The sequence below is a fragment of the Alcanivorax sp. genome, assembly GCF_051117345.1.
GTDB lineage: Bacteria > Pseudomonadota > Gammaproteobacteria > Pseudomonadales > Alcanivoracaceae > Alcanivorax.
This window is the reverse complement of the sequence record NZ_JBNPEC010000259.1, coordinates 1-18258: the sequence shown is the minus strand read 5'-3', so window position 1 is coordinate 18258 and position 18258 is coordinate 1. Positions and strand designations below refer to the sequence as shown.

16 protein-coding genes and 2 tRNA genes are annotated in these 18258 nt (G+C 58.0%); 14 read left to right on the top strand and 4 right to left on the bottom strand.

The annotated features are described in order from the left end of the window. The 14 genes from folP to ACFE0K_RS16140 form a co-directional block, all read left to right on the top strand. The coding region (folP, locus tag ACFE0K_RS16205; protein ID WP_434537052.1) for a dihydropteroate synthase at nucleotides 1-832 on the top strand (832 nt) is incomplete at its 5' end. Between the two features lie 17 nt (nucleotides 833-849). Beyond that, on the top strand, nucleotides 850-2184 hold the full coding sequence (glmM, locus tag ACFE0K_RS16200) for a phosphoglucosamine mutase (protein WP_434537051.1): 1335 nt from the start codon (nucleotides 850-852) through the stop codon (nucleotides 2182-2184). A 76-nt stretch (nucleotides 2185-2260) separates the two neighbouring features. Further along, entirely contained in the window at nucleotides 2261-3007 is a 747-nt protein-coding gene (gene tpiA, locus ACFE0K_RS16195; protein ID WP_434537050.1) for a triose-phosphate isomerase, read from the top strand. Between the two features lie 10 nt (nucleotides 3008-3017). Beyond that, nucleotides 3018-3464 (top strand): preprotein translocase subunit SecG, encoded by a 447-nt coding sequence (gene secG / locus ACFE0K_RS16190; RefSeq protein ID WP_434537049.1) that lies wholly within the window; start codon nucleotides 3018-3020, stop codon nucleotides 3462-3464. A gap of 14 nt (nucleotides 3465-3478) precedes the next feature. After that, nucleotides 3479-3564, top strand: a tRNA-Leu gene (locus ACFE0K_RS16185). A 422-nt stretch (nucleotides 3565-3986) separates the two neighbouring features. Further along, nucleotides 3987-4063: transfer RNA gene (locus ACFE0K_RS16180), tRNA-Met, on the top strand. Nucleotides 4064-4236: 173 nt separating this feature from the next. Next, a complete protein-coding gene (gene rimP, locus ACFE0K_RS16175) occupies nucleotides 4237-4692 on the top strand; it encodes a ribosome maturation factor RimP (RefSeq protein WP_035248411.1) in 456 nt (151 codons plus the stop codon). Nucleotides 4693-4731: 39 nt separating this feature from the next. Continuing rightward, nucleotides 4732-6234: a transcription termination factor NusA gene (nusA, locus tag ACFE0K_RS16170; RefSeq protein WP_434537048.1), complete on the top strand. Its 1503-nt coding sequence runs from the start codon at nucleotides 4732-4734 to the stop codon at nucleotides 6232-6234. Nucleotides 6235-6458: 224 nt separating this feature from the next. Then, nucleotides 6459-9149 (top strand): translation initiation factor IF-2, encoded by a 2691-nt coding sequence (infB, locus tag ACFE0K_RS16165; RefSeq protein WP_434537047.1) that lies wholly within the window; start codon nucleotides 6459-6461, stop codon nucleotides 9147-9149. Between the two features lie 19 nt (nucleotides 9150-9168). Continuing rightward, nucleotides 9169-9579, top strand: a complete 411-nt coding sequence (rbfA, locus tag ACFE0K_RS16160; protein ID WP_290509610.1) for a 30S ribosome-binding factor RbfA — start codon at nucleotides 9169-9171, stop codon at nucleotides 9577-9579. A 17-nt stretch (nucleotides 9580-9596) separates the two neighbouring features. Next, complete coding sequence (truB, locus tag ACFE0K_RS16155; protein WP_434537046.1) at nucleotides 9597-10514, top strand: tRNA pseudouridine(55) synthase TruB; 918 nt, start codon at nucleotides 9597-9599, stop codon at nucleotides 10512-10514. 87 nt (nucleotides 10515-10601) lie between these two features. Continuing rightward, nucleotides 10602-10871, top strand: coding sequence for a 30S ribosomal protein S15 (gene rpsO, locus ACFE0K_RS16150; RefSeq protein ID WP_035248417.1), 270 nt, complete (start codon nucleotides 10602-10604; stop codon nucleotides 10869-10871). A 246-nt stretch (nucleotides 10872-11117) separates the two neighbouring features. Next, nucleotides 11118-13211 carry a polyribonucleotide nucleotidyltransferase gene (pnp, locus tag ACFE0K_RS16145; protein ID WP_434537045.1) on the top strand — a complete coding sequence of 698 codons (2094 nt, stop codon included), beginning with the start codon at nucleotides 11118-11120 and terminating at the stop codon, nucleotides 13209-13211. 95 nt (nucleotides 13212-13306) lie between these two features. After that, nucleotides 13307-13870, top strand: coding sequence for a hypothetical protein (locus tag ACFE0K_RS16140; protein ID WP_434537044.1), 564 nt, complete (start codon nucleotides 13307-13309; stop codon nucleotides 13868-13870). Between the two features lie 79 nt (nucleotides 13871-13949). Here ACFE0K_RS16140 and ACFE0K_RS16135 read toward each other — a convergent pair whose 3' ends face one another. The 4 genes from ACFE0K_RS16135 to panC all read right to left on the bottom strand — a co-directional run bounded on the left by ACFE0K_RS16135 (nucleotide 13950) and on the right by panC (nucleotide 18164). Next, nucleotides 13950-14261, bottom strand: coding sequence for a TRL domain-containing protein (locus ACFE0K_RS16135; protein ID WP_434537043.1), 312 nt, complete (start codon nucleotides 14259-14261; stop codon nucleotides 13950-13952). A 227-nt stretch (nucleotides 14262-14488) separates the two neighbouring features. Further along, complete coding sequence (acs, locus tag ACFE0K_RS16130; RefSeq protein ID WP_434537042.1) at nucleotides 14489-16426, bottom strand: acetate--CoA ligase; 1938 nt, start codon at nucleotides 16424-16426, stop codon at nucleotides 14489-14491. A gap of 411 nt (nucleotides 16427-16837) precedes the next feature. Further along, entirely contained in the window at nucleotides 16838-17218 is a 381-nt protein-coding gene (panD, locus tag ACFE0K_RS16125; protein WP_035248421.1) for an aspartate 1-decarboxylase, read from the bottom strand. Nucleotides 17219-17306: 88 nt separating this feature from the next. After that, nucleotides 17307-18164, bottom strand: coding sequence for a pantoate--beta-alanine ligase (panC, locus tag ACFE0K_RS16120; protein WP_434537041.1), 858 nt, complete (start codon nucleotides 18162-18164; stop codon nucleotides 17307-17309). Between the last annotated feature and the right edge of the window lie 94 nt (nucleotides 18165-18258).

Here is an 18258-nt window from a genome sequence, read left to right as displayed (position 1 = left end):
GGCGCGGACACTAAACCTGTCCGCGCCTGTCGTTATGGGGATACTCAACGTAACCCCTGATTCCTTTTCCGATGGTGGCCGCTTTACCGAGCGGGATGCCGCCCTGCGCCAGGCCGAGCAGATGCTGGCGGACGGGGCGGCCATCATTGATGTGGGTGGCGAATCCACCCGCCCCGGTGCAGCTCCGGTCTCCGAGCAGCAGGAGCTGGACCGGGTGGTCCCGGTGGTGGAGGCGCTGACTGGTGAGCTCGACGCTCTGGTGTCCGTGGATACCAGTACGGCGGCAGTGATTCGTGACGCTGCTGTTGCCGGTGCCGGCATGATCAATGATGTGCGCGCCCTGCGCCGCCCCGGCGCACTCGAGGCGGCAGCCGCCAGCGAATTGCCGGTGTGTCTGATGCACATGCTGGGTGAGCCCGGCAACATGCAGGATGATCCCCGGTACCGGGATGTTACCGCCGAAGTGATCGATTTTCTGCGTCAGCGCATCGCTGCCTGTGAACAGGTGGGCATCGCCCGTGAGCGATTGCTGGTTGACCCGGGCTTTGGCTTTGCCAAGACCGTAGCGCACAATCTTACCCTGATGAATGAAATGGCCGCTCTGCAGGAGCTGGCGTTGCCGGTACTGATTGGTATTTCGCGCAAGTCCCTGTTTGGCAAACTGCTGGGCCGAGAAGTGAGCGAGCGATTGCCGGCCAGTCTGGCGGCGGCTGCCATGTGTGTTGAGCGTGGGGCAGCGATTGTCCGTGCCCATGATGTGAAGGAAACCGTGGACGTGGTGCGTTTCGCCCACGCCGTGAGGCAAGCCGGCGACGATCATCGTATAAAATAACCGCACAAGGAGTAGTCATGGCGCGTAAGTATTTCGGGACGGATGGCGTGCGAGGCACAGTGGGGGAGTTCCCCATTACCCCGGATTTCGTGCTCAAGTTGGGTTGGGCGGCCGGCAAGGTGCTTGCAGCCCATGGTGGCAGCAAGATTCTGATCGGCAAGGACACCCGTATCTCCGGGTACATGTTTGAGTCGGCGCTTGAGGCCGGTATTTCTGCCGCCGGTGTTGATGTGCGCCTGCTTGGTCCTCTGCCAACGCCGGGCATCGCCTACCTGACGCGCACCCTGTCGGCTCAGGCCGGCATTGTCATTTCCGCTTCCCATAATGCCTATACCGATAATGGCATCAAATTTTTCGGGGCGGATGGGCGCAAGCTCAATGATGAGATTGAGCTGGAAATCGAACGTCTGCTGGATGAAGACATGTCGGTGGTCGCCACCGACCAGATCGGCAAGGTACGCCGCATCGATGATGCCCGTGGCCGTTATATCGAGTTTTGCAAAAGCACGGTGCCGGGCCTGAATCTGAGTGGTATGAAGATCGTGGTCGATACCGCCAACGGCGCGGCGTATCACATTGCCCCGGATGTGTTCGAGGAGCTGGGTGCCGAAGTGGTGGCCATGGCCAATACCCCGGACGGTTTCAATATCAACCGCGATTGTGGTTCCACTCACCCGGAAAAGCTGCAGCAGCGTGTGCTGGATGAAAAGGCCGACCTGGGTGTGGCCCTGGACGGTGATGCGGACCGGCTGATCATGGTCGATCACACTGGCAAGCTGGTCGACGGTGATCAGCTACTGTTCGTGGTGGCCCGGGATCGCAAGGAAAGCGGGGCGGACATGCCCGGCGTGGTTGGTACCTTGATGTCCAACTTCGGTCTTGAGCTGGCACTGCAGGCGCAGGGTATCGAGTTCGTACGTGCCAAGGTGGGCGACCGCTACGTGATGGAGCAGCTCGATCAACGTGGCTGGTTAATCGGCGGCGAATCCTCCGGCCATCTGGTCTGTCTGGATTGCACCTCCACTGGCGATGGTACGGTTTCTGCTCTGCAGGTGCTGGCGGCGTTGTCCCGCCGCGACCAGAGTCTGGCGGATGCTGTGGCGGATGTGGCCTTGTTGCCGCAGACCATGATCAATGTGCGCGGTTCCAACCGTGATGGCTTTATGGACAAGGCCGAGGTAAAAGCTGCCATGGCGGAAGTGGAAACGAAACTTGCCGGCAATGGCCGGATTCTGCTGCGCCCCTCCGGTACCGAGCCGCTGGTGCGGGTGATGATCGAGGGCAAGGATGCGGATCAGGTGGCCAGCCTGTGCCGTGATCTGGCGGATGTGGTGGAAAAAGCGATTGCATAATAACGCTGAATACCTGACGGCGGGCGCTTAGTAAGGGGCGCCGCCGCCAGGCATTTTTATCTTCAAGGAATAACAAATGAAATCAAGAACGCCGCTGGTTGCCGGTAACTGGAAAATGAACGGGCGCGAGGGTCTGCTTGCCGAAATGGCAGAGGCCCTGGCCGGCTATGACGGTGCGGCGAAGGTGGTCGTTTGCCCGCCCTATCCCTACCTGGCTGCGGCCAGATCCGCGTTGCCGGCGGCTATTGGGGTGGGTGGCCAGAATTTGAGTGATCAGGAGGATGGCGCCTTTACCGGGGAAGTGTCTGCGCCCATGCTCGCCGAGGTGGGCTGTGGTCACGTGATTATCGGCCACTCTGAGCGTCGTGCGCTGTACGGGGAAACTGATACGGTAATCGCCGAGAAGTTTTCCCGCGCCCAGGCCGCAGGCCTGGTTCCGATCCTGTGCGTTGGCGAAACCCTGGAGGAGCGTGAGGCGGGTAACACGGAAGCCGTGGTCTGCGGGCAGTTGCAGGCGGTAGTGGATGCGGTGGGTATTGCCGCTTTCAGTCGCGCCGTGGTGGCCTACGAGCCAGTGTGGGCCATCGGTACTGGCAGAACGGCCAGCCCGGAGCAGGCCCAGGAAGTTCATGCTTCTTTGCGGGAGTCACTGGCCCAAAACGATAAGGATATCGCTGAATCGCTGTGCTTGCTTTACGGCGGCAGTGTAAAGGCGGATAATGCCGCCCTTCTGTTTGCCCAGTCAGACATCGATGGGGGTCTGATAGGCGGGGCATCGTTAACAGCCGACAGTTTTATTGCTATCTGTCAGGCGGCGGAATAATAGAGTCATTATGGATATTGTTGTTCATGTAGTGCATGTGCTGGCGGCCCTTGGTCTGATCGGGCTGGTGCTGATTCAGCACGGTAAAGGCGCGGATGCCGGCGCCTCTTTTGGTGGCGGCGGTTCCCAGACTGTCTTTGGCAGTGCCGGGTCGGCGAACTTTCTGACTCGCGCCACGGCGATGCTGGCGGTGGTGTTCTTCATCACCAGCATGGGACTGGCCTGGATGGCGCGTCAGGAAGCTGAAGGTGTGCGCAGCTACCTGCCGGAACTGGAAACCCTCGAGCAGCAGGAAGATGATGTGCCGGCTGCTCCGGCGGATTCCGACGTGCCGGCGACCCTGTCTGAAGTGCCGGTTGCATCCGATGATGCTCCGGCACAAAAAGAGGTTTCAGATGTGCCGCAAGCTGGGGTAGAATCCCCGGCCCCGGCTGAAGTGCCTCAGTCGGAGCAGTAACGAAAGCGTTCTTTGCCGAAGTGGTGGAATTGGTAGACACGCTATCTTGAGGGGGTAGTGAGCTTCGCTCGTGCCGGTTCAAGTCCGGCCTTCGGCACCAATTTGGAAATGAGATCCGCTGGCGGATCTCGGTGTAACCCGGTCTGGTGGTGCTAGCTGTCCTGGCCGGGCGCGGTGGAAGTGTCATCGCTCCATGGCATGGTGCAACGTGGTTTTTTGTGCCGGCCTCCGGTTGATTTCTGCGGCGACGAGCGGTAGAAGTCAGGTCCGGCAGGGCAAATGCCGTGGTGTTTGCGGGCATGGTCTGGAGTTTGCTCCCGGTCGTGCTAAGGCAGCGAAAAATAAATGTTTTTTTCGTGATTGCCTTGACAGAGTGAGCGCCTCTAAGTACTATTTGCGCTCGATATTTGAGGCGGGTTGAACGCTTGAATCAACAAGATTCAACCGGCTGGAACCGAAAGGATTTACACTCACCAGAATGTAAATCGAGTGCCGAGGGGCGCTGAAGGTTCAACGGTTTATTGCGGGGTGGAGCAGTCTGGTAGCTCGTCGGGCTCATAACCCGAAGGTCGTAGGTTCAAATCCTGCCCCCGCTACCACTTAGAGGAATCAGCCAAGGCTGGTTCAAAGCGGACAAAAGGCCCCTCTAGCAGGGGCCTTTTGTTATCCGCAGCAGTGGAATGGGCGGTGGATGTGCGGTCGATTGCATGGCTTCCTTGCAGTCACTGTAATGTCCCCAGGCCCATTTTTTGTTTGTACTGTCGGAAAGGACATGTCGAAACGCGTAGAACAATTAACGGAGCTGCTGGCTCCGGTCGTTGAAGACTTGGGCTTCGTGCTTTGGGGTATTGAACATATCCAGGGGCGCGGGGCTGTTTTGCGTGTGTATATCGACCATGAAGACGGTATTTCGGTAGATAATTGCGCGGCGGTGAGTCACGAAGTCAGCGGCGTGCTGGATGTGGAAGATCCAATTCCCGGCGAATATAACCTGGAAGTGTCCTCCCCGGGCATGGATCGACCCATGTTTGATATTGCGCAGTATGCCGACTACATCGGTGAAGACGTTCAGCTGAAGTTGCTGGCGCCGGTGTCTGGCAAGCGTAAAATGACGGCGGCCATTGTGGCCGTGGATGGCGAAACGCTGGTGGTGGAGCTTGATGGCGACACCCTGCGTATTCCTTATAGTCAGGTAGATCGTGCCCGGTTGCAGCCTCGCTTCGACTGAGCACGCCCTGAAGAACTTTGTCTTTGTAAAGGCCTGGCCATGAACAAAGAGATCCTGCTGGTAGCGGAAACCGTATCAAACGAAAAAGGCGTCAGCCGTGACGTGATTTTCGAGGCCATCGAGCTTGCTCTGGCGGCCGCTACCAAAAAACGCTTTAAGGAAGAAGACGTGGAAATCCGCGTGGATATCGACCGGGTATCCGGCGATTCTCGCACCTTCCGCGTATGGCACGTGGTGCCCGATGAAGAGCTTTACGAATTCGGTAAGCAGCTGACCCTCGATGAAGCCCATGAGCAGGATACGTCGCTGCAGATCGGCGATACCTGGGAAGAGGAAATCGAATCCGAAGCCTTCGGTCGTATCGGTGCGCAGACTGCCAAGCAGGTTATCGTGCAGAAAGTGCGCGAAGCCGAGCGTCGCCAGATCATCGAAGAATATCGTGATCGTATTGGTGAACTGATCAGCGGCATCGTCAAGAAAGCCAGCCGGGATTCCATCGTGCTGGATCTGGGCGGCAATGCGGAAGCGTTGATCACTCGTGAGCACATGATTCCCCGTGAAGCGGTGCGTCAGAATGATCGGATTCGCGCTTACTTGCTGGGCGTGAACGAAGAAAATCGTGGACCACAGCTGTTTGCCAGCCGTGCCTGCCCGGACATGCTGGTTGAGCTGTTCAAGATTGAAGTGCCGGAAATCGGTGAAGAGCTGATCGAAATCAAGGGCGCAGCCCGTGATCCCGGCTCGCGCGCCAAGATTGCCGTGAAAAGCAACGACCAGCGTATTGATCCGGTGGGCGCTTGTGTTGGTATGCGCGGTGCTCGCGTCCAGGCCGTCTCCAACGAGCTGGCCGGTGAACGTATTGATATCGTCCTGTGGGACGACAATCCGGCGCAACTGGTGATCAATGCCATGCAGCCGGCGGAAGTGGCTTCCATCGTAATGGATGAAGAAAGCCATTCCATGGATATTGCGGTGGAAGACGAATCCGCCCTGGCCCAGGCCATTGGCCGCAGTGGTCAGAATATCCGTCTGGCCTCTGAGCTGACTGGCTGGGAACTCAACGTCATGACCCTTGACGATGCCCAGAACAAGCAGGAAGAGGAAGCCGCCCAGGCCCTGGAAACGTTCATGAAAGAGCTGGACGTGGATGAGGATGTGGCCGGCATTCTGGTGGATGAAGGCTTTACCACCCTGGAAGAAGTGGCCTATGTGCCTGAAGAAGAGATGCTCGCTATCGACGGTTTCGATGAAGATATTGTCGAAGCACTGCGTCAGCGTGCCAAGGATGTCCTGCTGACCAAAGCACTGGTATCCGAAGAGAGATTTGAACTGGCCGAGCCTGCTGAAGATCTTCTCAACATGGACGGCATGGATCGTGACCTGGCGGTGGAGCTGGCGTCCCGTGGTATTGCCACCATGGAAGACCTGGCCGAACAGGCGGTGGATGATCTGATGGAAATCAGCGGCATGAGCGAAGAGCGTGCCGCCGAGTTGATCATGACAGCCCGGGCTCCCTGGTTCGCCGATGAAGGCGAAGCCTGAGCCTGACAGCCTTTAGTTCTGGCGGATTAGACGCGGGCACCAACAGCAGGGTGTTGAAAAGGCCACAAGGTGCTTTTCAAGCTATCTTCGCGGTACGGTCCGCAAAGATAAGCACACAATGCGCTGACCGGAATGTGCCGGGCAGTGCGGTCATTAGCCCCAAGGGCAATGGCCCAGGCTATTTTCAATAGCCTGCTAGAGACGGACAGGAGAGTGTTGCTGACATGGCAGAAACGACCGTAAAGAAACTGGCCGACATCGTAGGGACCCCCGTCGAGAAACTGCTTACGCAGATGAAAGACGCCGGGTTGCCCCATGGCGATGCCAGCGAAGTGGTCTCCGATGAGCAGAAGCAGCAGCTGCTGGCTCATCTGCGCAAGTCCCATGGTGCCGCGGATACCGAAGCCAAAAAGATTACCCTCAAGCGCAAGTCCACCAGCACCATCAAGACTACCGGTGCGGCGGGCAAATCCAAGACCGTCAACGTGGAAGTGCGCAAGAAACGCACCTACGTGAAGCGCGAGACGCTTGAGGAGCAAGAACGCGAAGAAGCCGAACGCAAGGCGGCTGAAGAGGCTGCTCGTCTGGCGGAAGAAGAGAAACGCCAGGCCGAAGAAGTGGCCAAGCGTCAGGCGGAAGAAGCGGCCAGCAAGAAAGAAGAAGACGCCAAGGTCCGTGCGGAAGCCGAGCGTAAGGCTGCCGGCGAAAAGGCGGCGGAAGAAAAGACCAAGCGTGTCTCCGTGCCGAAGACTGCGGCCGCCAAAAAGCCTGCCAAGGCAGAAACGGCGGAAGAAAAAGCCAAGCGCGAAGAAGCCGAACGCAAGCAGCGTGAAGCCGATGAAGCCAAGCGCAAACAGGAAGCCGAAACCCGCAAGAAAGCGGAAGAGGAAGCTGCCCGCCGTACCGCTGAAGAAGCGGCACGTATCGCGGCGGAGCTGGAAAAACGTGGCGATCAGGAAGAGAAAAAGCCTGAAGAAGAGGAAGACAAAGGGTCTTCCATTGTTGTTGCCGCGCAGGAAGCCAGCTATCAGCGTGAAGAGCGTCAATCTCGTCGTCGTCGTCGCAAGCCGAAATCAGCTGGCGTGGCTCACGGTCAGATGAAGAGCTCCATGAGCAAGCTGCACGGCTTTAAAACCCCGACGGAGAAGAAAATCTACGAAGTCGAAGTACCTGAAACCATTACCGTGGGCGATCTGGCCCAGCGCATGAACATCAAGGCCAAGCAATTGATCAAGGCCATGATGAAGATGGGTGAAATGGCGACGGTCAATCAGTTTATTGATCAAGAGACCGCATTCCTTCTGGTAGAAGAAATGGGCCACAAGCCCGTTGCCAGCAAAGGGCAGGAAGAAGTCCTTGAAGATCACCTGGCCGGTATGGTTGTTAACCGTGATGAGGGGGATCTTAATGATCGCGCTCCAGTGGTGACCATTATGGGCCACGTGGATCACGGTAAGACCTCCCTGCTGGATTACATCCGCAAGGCCAAGGTTGCCGATGGCGAAGCCGGTGGTATTACCCAGCATATCGGTGCCTACCATGTAGAGCACGAGAAGGGCATGATCACCTTCCTGGATACTCCGGGCCACGCCGCCTTTACGGCCATGCGTGCTCGTGGTGCCAAGGCTACCGATATTGTGGTGATCGTGGTTGCTGCTGACGATGGTGTGATGCCGCAAACCGCCGAGGCAATCGACCACGCCAAGGCGTCCGGTGCACCGATCATCATCGCCGTGAACAAGATTGATAAAGAGCAGGCGGACCCGGATCGGGTGCGCAACGAGCTGGCCACCAAAGATGTGATCCCGGAAGAGTGGGGCGGTGAATACCAGTTCATCAACGTGTCTGCCCATTCCGGGCAGGGTGTCGATGATCTGCTTGATGCCATCCTGCTGCAGTCCGAGCTGCTGGAACTGAAAGCACCGTCCACGGGCTCTGCCACTGGCGTAGTGATTGAATCGCGTATTGAAAAAGGTCGCGGTACCGTCGCTTCCATTCTGATCCAGGCGGGTCAGTTGAATATCGGTGACATGCTGCTGGCTGGCGCTCACTTCGGCCGCGTACGAGCCATGGTCGACGAGAACGGCAAGCCCATCAAAACCGCCGGTCCTTCCATCCCGGTGGAAGTACTGGGTCTGGATGGTGCGCCGGAAGCCGGTGAACAGGTGCAGGTGGTACCCGACGAGAAGAAGGCCCGTGAAGTGGCTGAATTCCGTCAGGAGCGTGATCGCGACCTGAAGCTCAAGCGTCAGCAGGCCTCCAAACTGGAGAACCTGTTTGAGAACATGGGCAGCGCAGAAACCAAGACCGTCAACATCGTCCTCAAGACCGATGTGCGCGGCTCCCTGGAAGCGCTCACTGGCGCCCTGCATGATCTGGGCACCGACGAAGTGAAGGTCAACCTGGTATCTGCGGGCGTGGGTGCGATCAACGAATCCGACGTCAATCTGGCCATGACCAGTGAAGGCGTGCTGCTGGGCTTCAACGTCCGGGCTGATTCCAAGGCCAAGAAACTGTGCGAGCAGGAAGGCCTGGATCTGCGCTACTACAGCGTGATCTACGAACTGATCGACGACGTCAAGTCGGCCATGAGTGGTCTGCTGGCGCCGGAGAAGCGCGAAGAGATCCTTGGTACTGCCCAGGTGCGCGACGTGTTCCGTTCTTCCAAGTTCGGTGCCGTGGCCGGCTGTATGGTCATCGAGGGTACTTTGTACCGCAATCGTCCGATCCGCGTGTTGCGCGACGATGTAGTGGTCTTCGAAGGCGAGCTCGAATCGCTGCGTCGCTTCAAGGACGATGTCCAGGAAGTACGAAACGGCATGGAGTGTGGTATCGCCGTGAAGAGCTACAACGACGTGAAAGCCGGCGACAAGATCGAAGTCTTCGAAGTGAAGGAGGTGGCGCGCTTCCTGTAAGGAGCGTGCCCCGTTAGCCATGAGCCGTCATCGTCGCCCGCAGGGCTTTAACCGTACCGACCGGATTGCCGATCAGATACAGCGCGAGCTGTCGCGGTTACTGCAGTTCGAAATGAAAGACCCGCGGGTGAATCTGGCCACCATTCAGGATGTAACGGTGTCCCGGGACCTGTCCTTTGCCGACGTGTACTTCACGTTACTTGGCAAAGGCGAAGAAGAAGGCGCCGAGGCGGAGGAAGTGCTGGTAAAAGCCAGTGGCTTCCTGCGCAGCAGCCTGGCTCAGAGCCTCAACACCCGCACCACCCCCAAATTGCGTTTCCATTACGACATGACCCCGGAACGGGCAGCACATCTGTCACAGCTGATTGATGACGCCCGCGCTGAAGACCGGGAATTGCGTCCGGACAACGACGAAACCGAAAACGATTAGTGTAGCGGAGCTGTCAGGTGGCAAAACGTCGTCCTCGTGGCCGTAACGTCAACGGCATCCTGTTGTTGGATAAAGTCGGTGGTGTCAGTAGTAATGGCGCCCTGCAGATGGTCAAGAAAATGTTTGCGGCGGCCAAGGCCGGCCACACCGGCAGCCTGGATCCGTTGGCCACCGGCATGTTGCCGATCTGTTTTGGTGAGGCCACCAAATTCAGCCAGTTCTTGCTGGAATCGGACAAGAGCTACCGGGTCACCGCCAAGTTGGGGGTGACCACCGAAACCGGCGATGCGGACGGTGACGTGGTCAGCACCACGGCGGTGACGGCCAGCCCGGCACAGATTGAAGACGCCTTGATGTCCTTCAAAGGGGATATCGAGCAGGTGCCAAGCATGTATTCGGCGATCAAGCACCAGGGGGTGCCGCTCTACAAGCTGGCCCGGGAAGGCAAGACCGTGGAGCGTCAACCGCGCCCGGTAACCATTTATGATCTTCGCATTCTGCGTATCGAAGGCGATGAGCTGGAATTCGAAGTGGATTGTTCCAAAGGCACCTATGTGCGTTCGCTGGTGGAAGATACCGGTGAGAAGCTGGGTTGTGGTGGCCATGTGACCGCCCTGCGCCGTTTGTCTGCTGGCCCCTACCCGGCGGAGCGCATGCTGACCCTGGAACAACTGGGCAAGATCAAGGAAACCGGCGGCTTCGAGGCAATCGACGAGCTGCTCTTGCCTTTATCTACCAGCGTGGCAGACTGGCCGCGCATTGCGCTGGGTGACAACGCTGCCTATTACCTGCAGCAGGGTCAGCCAGTGATGAGCTCAGACCGTCCTGCGGACGGTTGGGTAAGTATTTACCAGGCATCCAGTGAGGAATTTCTGGGTGTTGGTGAAGTGCTGGAAGATGGGCGGATTGCCCCCCGTCGACTGGTATCGGGCTAGCAGCCTGCTAAGACCCGGATAAACGACGGCAGCTATAAATATGCATGGCTGACCGCGTCTTTTCATAGTGCATATTGGAGAAATATCATGGCGTTAACCACTGAACAGAAAGCGGAAATCCTGAAAGAGCACGGCCAGAAAGAAGGCGATACCGGGTCCCCGGAAGTGCAGGTTGCCCTGCTGAGCGCCAACATCAATGGCCTGCAGGACCACTTCAAGGGTCACAAGAAGGATCACCACAGCCGTCGCGGCCTGATCCGCATGGTAAACCAGCGTCGTAAGCTGCTGGATTACCTGGCCAAGAAAGACCGCACCCGTTACCTGCAGCTGATCGAGAAGCTGGGTCTGCGTCGCTAAAAGACCGCAGATCGGGTAACCACAACAGAAGCTCGGCAGTCGCCGGGCTTCTGTTGTTTCTGGCCTGTGGAAAATGTGGCTGCAGATCGCGCCCGGAGTCCTGTTAGCAAGGGACACAGCCTGTGTCACTCGGCCAATTTACGGTTGGGCCAGGCGCCCTGGCGGGCTATGATGCCCGGGCAAAAGATGAATTGTTATCAGAGGCATGGGCCTCGAAGATTGTCGTGAAGAGAGAAGAGACGAGATATGTTCAATAAAATCACTAAACAGATTCAGTTCGGCCGTGACACGGTAACCCTGGAAACCGGGCAGATCGCCCGTCAGGCCACCGCTGCTGTCATGGTTCGTATCGGTAACACCGAAGTGCTGGTTACCGTGGTAGGCAAGAAAGAAGCGGATCCCAACAAACCCTTTTTCCCCCTGACCGTTAACTATCAGGAAAAGACCTACGCAGCCGGCCGTATCCCCGGTGGCTTTTTCAAGCGTGAAGGTCGCCCCAGCGAGAAAGAAACCCTGACCTGTCGCCTGATCGACCGCCCCATTCGCCCGCTGTTTCCCAAGGGTTTCATGAATGAAGTGCAGGTAGTCGCTACGGTCATGTCTGCCGACAAAAATCAGGATCCGGATATCGCTGCCCTGATCGGCACCTCCGCTGCCCTGTCCATTTCCGGCATTCCTTTCAACGGTCCCATTGGTGCTGCCCGGGTGGGTTTCAAGGATGGCATGTACATCCTCAACCCGAGCCGCAGTGAACTGGAAGAATCCGCGCTGGACCTGGTGGTTGCCGGTACCGAGCCTGCGGTACTGATGGTGGAATCCGAAGCCAAAGAACTGTCCGAAGACCAGATGCTGGGCGCTGTCCTGTTCGGTCACATGGAAATGCAGCCTGTTATCCAGGGTATCAAGGAATTTGCTGCCGAAGTGGGCACCCCCACCTGGGACTGGCAGGCACCTGCCGAGAACACCGAGCTGAAAAACGCCATCAAGGAAAAATTTGAAGGCGCGCTGGGCGAGGCCTACACCATCACCGAGAAAATGGCGCGTTACGCCAAGGTCGGTGAGTTGCGTGATGCCTGTGTGGAAGCTTTTGCCACCGGCGAAGAAGGCGCTCCGGAAGCGGGCGAAGTGAAAGAGCTGTTCGGCAAGGTCGAGAAATCCGTGGTTCGTGAAGCGGTAGTGTCCGGTAAGCCGCGTATCGACGGTCGTGCCCTTGATGCGGTTCGTGCCATTGAGTGTGAAGTGGGCGTACTGGCCAAGACTCACGGTTCCGCCCTGTTCACCCGTGGTGAAACCCAGGCCATCGTTACCGCCACCCTGGGCGGTATGCGCGATGCCCAGTTCATCGACGCGCTGGAAGGGTCCCGCCAGGATCACTTCATGCTGCAGTACAACTTTCCTCCCTACTGTGTGGGCGAAACCGGCATGATCGGCTCTCCCAAGCGTCGCGAGATCGGCCACGGCCGTCTGGCCCGTCGTGGTTTGGAAGCGGTGGTTCCTGACGAGAAGGCGTTCCCGTACTCCATCCGTGTGGTATCCGAGATTACCGAATCCAACGGTTCCTCCTCCCTGGCGTCCGTGTGTGGCACCTCCATGGCGCTGATGGGCGCCGGTGTCCCTCTGACCGCGCCGGTGGCTGGTATTGCCCTGGGTCTGGTGAAGGAAGAAGACGGCCGCTATGCGGTGCTGTCCGATATTCTGGGTGACGAAGATCACCTCGGCGACATGGACTTCAAGGTGGCCGGTACTGCCCGTGGCGTAACCGCCCTGCAGATGGACATCAAGATTGAAGGCATCACCGAAGAGATCATGGAGAAAGCGCTGGAGCAAGCCAATGCCGGCCGTATCCATATCCTCGGTGAAATGGCCAAGGCCATTGGTGAGTCTCGCACCGAGGTGTCCGACAACGCGCCTACCCTGCTGACTCTGAAGATCAACCCGGACAAGATCCGTGACGTGATCGGTAAAGGCGGCGCCACCATCCGTGCGCTGACCGACGAAACCGGCTGTACCATTGATCTGGAAGACGATGGCAGCGTTAAGATCTACGGTGAAACCCGCGAAAAGGCGGAAGAAGCCGTGCGTCGTGTGGAAGAAATCACCGCCGAAGCGGAAGTGGGCGCCATCTACGAAGGCAAGGTCACCAAGGTGGTGGATTTCGGTGCGTTCGTGGCGATCATGCCCGGTACCGAAGGTCTGCTGCACATCTCCCAGATCGCTGAAGAGCGGGTGGAGAAGGTGTCTGACTACGTGAACGAGGGCGACCTGATCAAGGTGAAAGTACTCGACGTGGATCAGCGTGGCCGTATCAAGCTGTCCATGAAGGAAGCCAAGGAAGACTGATTGGCTTTCAATTTGTAACAAGATAGTTACAATTCAAGCCCGCCTTTTCAGGCGGGCTTTTTTTTGGGACGACGTTTGATAATAAGGGACGACAAATGAAAAAAATTCTGGGGGCGATGGTCCTTGCCAGCGGCGTGGGCATGTCTGGTTGTGCATCGATTGTGTCTGACTCTTCCTATCCGGTGACGTTGACGACGACGCCATCTGGGGTGAGTTATACGATCACCAATACCAAAAAAGGCTATGACATGATGTCTGGTGAGACGCCGGCTACTGTCACGCTACCTGCATCCAATGGGTTCTTTTCCAAAGCGCATTACGCTGTGACTTTCGAAAAAACGGGTTATGACCCGGTAAGTGTCCCGCTTAGAGCAGGAATGGATGGCTGGTATGTGGGCAATATTTTGTTTGGGGGATTGCTGGGGATATTGATTATTGACCCTGCAACGGGCTCTATGTGGAAACTGGATGAAAGCGTCCGGGTAGCACTCAAGCAGCAACCCAAAGAAGACATTGCTGAGCCCGTTGCTGAAGAGGTTGAGGGTGAGGAATCTCAGGAGCAGGTAGAAAAAACGGAGAATCTGGCAGATCAGCTAACATTGCTGACCATTGACCAGATTCCCGCTCATTACCGTCATAATCTGGTGCAGATTCATTAACTGCAGCAGACACAAAAAAGGCCGGCATTTGCCGGCCTTTTTTGTGTCTGAATGCCGGGGTTAGCCGGCAATGGCAGACTTAGTCGCCACATACGGTGGTGGTGGTTTCGCCGTACAGGCCGAGGATGTTCTTGAACTTCACGTCCACGGTGCCAACACGGGCGATACCGGCATTCTGCTTGGCCTTGGCGGTGGAAGCATCGCCGGTGGCCAGGAAGCCCAGGTAGTTCTTCATGGTGGCGGTGCCTTCCTTGGTGCAGGCAACGGCGTTGTCACGCACGTCTACCGGGGCGGCCATGTCGCTGTAGACCAGACCCGGGGAGTAGGGGGTCTGGCAGCCGGTGAGGAACAGGGTGCCGGAAACGGCAGCAAGCGCTAACAGCTTTTTCATGCTTTCTCCTTGGTTTTCAACATGTTGATTGCGTGCGCAAGAATGCCTTATTACAGAAATATGTCTGTCGGCCAGAAGAGACGGCATATGTAAGAAATTGCCCTTCTTGACCGTGCGAGAAGACTTGGATGTCGGCGTGGCGGGCAAATCTCCAGGAGATAAACACTAAAAAGGCAGCCGGCTGGCTGCCTTTTTAGTGTTGCTTGAGAAGGGTGGGGCGGCTGTCGTTACTGATTCAGCCGGGTGTCGATCAGTTGATCCACCACTGCCGGGTCCGCCAGGGTGGAGGTGTCGCCCAGGTTGTCCAGTTCGTTGGCAGCGATCTTGCGCAGGATGCGGCGCATGATCTTGCCGGAGCGGGTCTTGGGCAGGCCCGGGGCGAAGTGGATCAGATCCGGCTTGGCGATGGGGCCGATTTCCTGTGTCACCATGTCGCGCAGTTCCTGCACCAGCTCGTCGCTGCCTTCCTTGCCGGCCATCAGGGAGACATAGGCATAGATCCCCTGGCCTTTCACGCCGTGCTGGTAGCCCACCACGGCGGCTTCGGAAATGCTGGTATGCAGCACCAGGGCGGATTCGATTTCGGCGGTGCCCAGGCGATGCCCGGACACGTTCAGCACGTCGTCCACACGACCGGTAATCCAGTAGTAACCATCCTCGTCACGACGGGCGCCGTCACCGGTGAAGTAGTAGCCCTTGTAGGCGCTGAAATAGGTATCGATCAGACGCTGGTGATCGCCGTAGACGGTCCGGATCTGGCTGGGCCAGCTGGCCTTGATGGCCAGGTTGCCGGAGGTGGCGCCTTCCAATTCGTTGCCGTCCGGGTCCATCAGTACCGGCTGTACGCCGAACATTGGCAAGGTGGCGGAACCGGCTTTCAGGTCTACGGCACCCGGCAGCGGCGCAATCATGATGGCGCCGGTTTCGGTCTGCCACCAGGTATCGACGATGGGGCAGCGGGAATCTCCCACCACCTTGTAGTACCACTCCCAGGCTTCCGGGTTGATCGGTTCGCCCACGGTGCCCAGCAGCTTCAGGCTGGCCCGTGAGGTCTTTGTAACCGGCTCATCGCCCAGGCCCATCAGGGCGCGGATGGCGGTGGGGGCGGTATAGAAGATGTTGACCTTGTGCTTGTCCACCACCTGCCAGCAGCGTGAGGCATCCGGGTAGGTGGGCACGCCTTCGAACATCAGGGTGGTGGCGCCGTTGGCCAGCGGCCCATAGACAATGTAGCTGTGCCCGGTGATCCAGCCCACGTCGGCGGTGCACCAGTAGATGTCGCCCTCGTGGTAGTCGAACACATATTTATGGGTCAGTGCGGTGTTGAGCAGATAGCCGGCGGTGGTGTGTACCACACCCTTGGGTTTACCGGTGGAGCCGGAAGTGTACAGGGTGAACAGCGGGTCTTCCGCGTCGACCCATTCCGGTTCGCAGTCGCTGGACGCTTCTGCCATGACCTCGTGGTACCAGACATCCCGATCCGCCTGCCAGTCGATATCACCGCCGGTACGTTGAACCGTCAGGCAGGTATGCACGCTATCGGTACTGGCCATGGCCTTGTCTGCATTGACCTTCAGGGGGATGGCCTTGCCGCCACGGACCCCTTCGTCGGCAGTAATGACGGCACAGGCGCCGGCATCCTGAATACGGTCTTTCAAGGCTTCCGGCGAGAAGCCGCCAAACACCACCGAGTGGATGGCGCCGATGCGCGCGCAGGCCAGCATGGCGTAGGCAGCCTCCGGGATCATCGGCATGTAGATAACCACGCGATCGCCTTTCTTGACGCCACGGTTTTTCAGCACGTTACCGAACTTGCTCACTTCCTCGAACAGTTGCTGGTAGGAAATGTGCTTGTCCTGATCCGGTTCGTCGCCTTCCCAGATAATGGCAGTCTGGTTGGCACGCTCGGGGAGGTGGCGATCCACGCAGTTGTAGCAGACATTGAGGGTGGCGCCCTGGAACCAGGTGGCACGGCCCTCGTTGAAATCCCAGTCGCTGACGGTGTCCCAGGGAGTTTTCCAATCCAGAAATTCCCGGGCTCGGTCGGCCCAGAAGGTATCCGGGTCATTGATGGACTGTGCGTACCATTTTTCGTAGGTGTCGCGGTCCATCAGGGTCTGGGCTTTGAAGTCTGCGGGAACAGGATGAATGTGGGTCTTGGACATCGGGGCCTCCTTGGGATACTGCCAGTGGGGAGCGCCCGTGGGGCTCCCGGCTTTCCCTTGATTATTGTGTGACGCTCCCTGGCTGGCTATTCAACCATGGTCGAAGGGGGAACGGTTTTGTTGGTTCCAAGAGTAAACAATGTGTTGGTGAATGGCCAAGGACAGAACGGTGAACGACCGCAAATGCATGGCGGGGGCACGGTTGTAGGAGCGCCGAACATCGAAGTGACGAGAAGCGAAGAGCAAACATTTTGCCTTTCGAAACTCGCTTCTCGTTACTCGCGAACTGATTTATTCGCGCCTCAAGCGGCGCACTTACGGGGGCGGAGAGTAGGGGAGGGAGGTAGCATCGAGCATAAAAAAACGCCGGCAAAAGCCGGCGTTTCAGGAATTCCTTTTCGGATTTCGGTATCAGGCAACCTGTACCGGAATCGCGTTGCTGGTGCCCTTTACTTCGTTGCCTTCTGCCATATAGATCAGGCTGGGCTTGAAGTTCACCAGTTCGGCGCTGGAATAGCTGGCGTAGGCGCAGATAATCACCCGGTGGCCGGGCTGGGCTTTATGCGCAGCGGCACCGTTGACGGAGATGATCTTGGAACCAGCTTCGCCACGAATGGCGTAGGTTTCAAAGCGCTCACCGTTATCGATGTTATAGATCTGGATCTGTTCGTATTCCAGGATACCTGCCATGTCCATCAGGTCACCATCAATGGCACAGGAGCCTTCGTACTCAAGCTCCGCGTGGGTCACCCGAGCCTGATGGAGTTTTGCTTTCAGCATGGTGCACTGCATCTTGGTTACCTCTTGCGCTACCCGAAGCCTGCGGATACACGGTGTTACCACCAAGCAGGCGCTTCAAGGGGCCGGAAGTATGCATGAATCACCGGTCACGCACAACGGCCAGGCTGACATTGTCTATCAATCGTGTATTGCCCAGTTTCGCGGCCACAGCGACCACCAGATCGGTGTCGTCGGCGCCGGCGGGGGCCAGGCTGCGGGCGTTGGCTACGGTCAGGTAATCCACCTGGAAACCGGCCTGGTCGAGGCTGTCGCGGTAGCGGCTTTCCAGACGCCGATAGTCCAGCTCACCGGCTTCGATATCGGCTTTCAGCTGTTGCAGTGCCTGGTAGAGTTGCGGTGCAAGTGTGCGCTCACTTTCATTGAGGAAGCCGTTGCGTGAACTGCGTGCCAGGCCGTCACTTTCCCGGCTAGTGGGGGCGCCGACGATTTTGATCGGGAACAACAGCTCTTCGCTCATGCGGCGGAGAATGGCCAGTTGTTGGAAATCCTTTTCGCCAAACACGGCGACATCCGGCTGAACGATGTTGAACAGCTTGGATACCACCGTGGTGACGCCACGGAAGTGCCCTTCCCGGCTGGCGCCGCACAGATGCTCGCCGAGGGCGTCCACGTCCACCCAGGTGTGGTTCTGGCCCAGCGGATATATCTCGTCTACGGAGGGGGCGAATAGCAGGTCGGTGCCCGCGTCCACCAAAACGGCGGCATCCGCGTCCAGGGTGCGCGGATAGCGATCAAAATCCTCGTTGGGGCCAAACTGGGTCGGATTGACGAAGATGGATACCACCACCACGTCGCAACGGGCCCGCGCCTCCTTGATCAAGCTGATATGGCCGTCATGGAGGTTGCCCATGGTGGGTACGAAACCCACGGACTGGCCTTTCTGGTGCCAGCCGCGCACATACTCGCGGACCTGGGAGACGGAATGGACGGTTTGCATTGGGGATCCTCGGGTAAAGAAAGCGACGAGCTGCTAGTTGCGAGCTACTAGGCGCGGGCGAAATCGTTGCCACCGAATAAACATTGTTGCTCGC

Coding starts and splice junctions, on each gene's coding strand:
- acs (WP_434537042.1), bottom strand. CDS start 16,426: ATGTCCAAGACCCACATTCATCCTGTTCCCGCAGACTTCAAAGCCCAG.
- rbfA (WP_290509610.1), top strand. CDS start 9,169: ATGAGCCGTCATCGTCGCCCGCAGGGCTTTAACCGTACCGACCGGATT.
- infB (WP_434537047.1), top strand. CDS start 6,459: ATGGCAGAAACGACCGTAAAGAAACTGGCCGACATCGTAGGGACCCCC.
- pnp (WP_434537045.1), top strand. CDS start 11,118: ATGTTCAATAAAATCACTAAACAGATTCAGTTCGGCCGTGACACGGTA.
- panC (WP_434537041.1), bottom strand. CDS start 18,164: ATGCAAACCGTCCATTCCGTCTCCCAGGTCCGCGAGTATGTGCGCGGC.
- secG (WP_434537049.1), top strand. CDS start 3,018: ATGGATATTGTTGTTCATGTAGTGCATGTGCTGGCGGCCCTTGGTCTG.
- glmM (WP_434537051.1), top strand. CDS start 850: ATGGCGCGTAAGTATTTCGGGACGGATGGCGTGCGAGGCACAGTGGGG.
- ACFE0K_RS16140 (WP_434537044.1), top strand. CDS start 13,307: ATGAAAAAAATTCTGGGGGCGATGGTCCTTGCCAGCGGCGTGGGCATG.
- ACFE0K_RS16135 (WP_434537043.1), bottom strand. CDS start 14,261: ATGAAAAAGCTGTTAGCGCTTGCTGCCGTTTCCGGCACCCTGTTCCTC.
- tpiA (WP_434537050.1), top strand. CDS start 2,261: ATGAAATCAAGAACGCCGCTGGTTGCCGGTAACTGGAAAATGAACGGG.
- nusA (WP_434537048.1), top strand. CDS start 4,732: ATGAACAAAGAGATCCTGCTGGTAGCGGAAACCGTATCAAACGAAAAA.
- panD (WP_035248421.1), bottom strand. CDS start 17,218: ATGCAGTGCACCATGCTGAAAGCAAAACTCCATCAGGCTCGGGTGACC.
- rpsO (WP_035248417.1), top strand. CDS start 10,602: ATGGCGTTAACCACTGAACAGAAAGCGGAAATCCTGAAAGAGCACGGC.
- rimP (WP_035248411.1), top strand. CDS start 4,237: ATGTCGAAACGCGTAGAACAATTAACGGAGCTGCTGGCTCCGGTCGTT.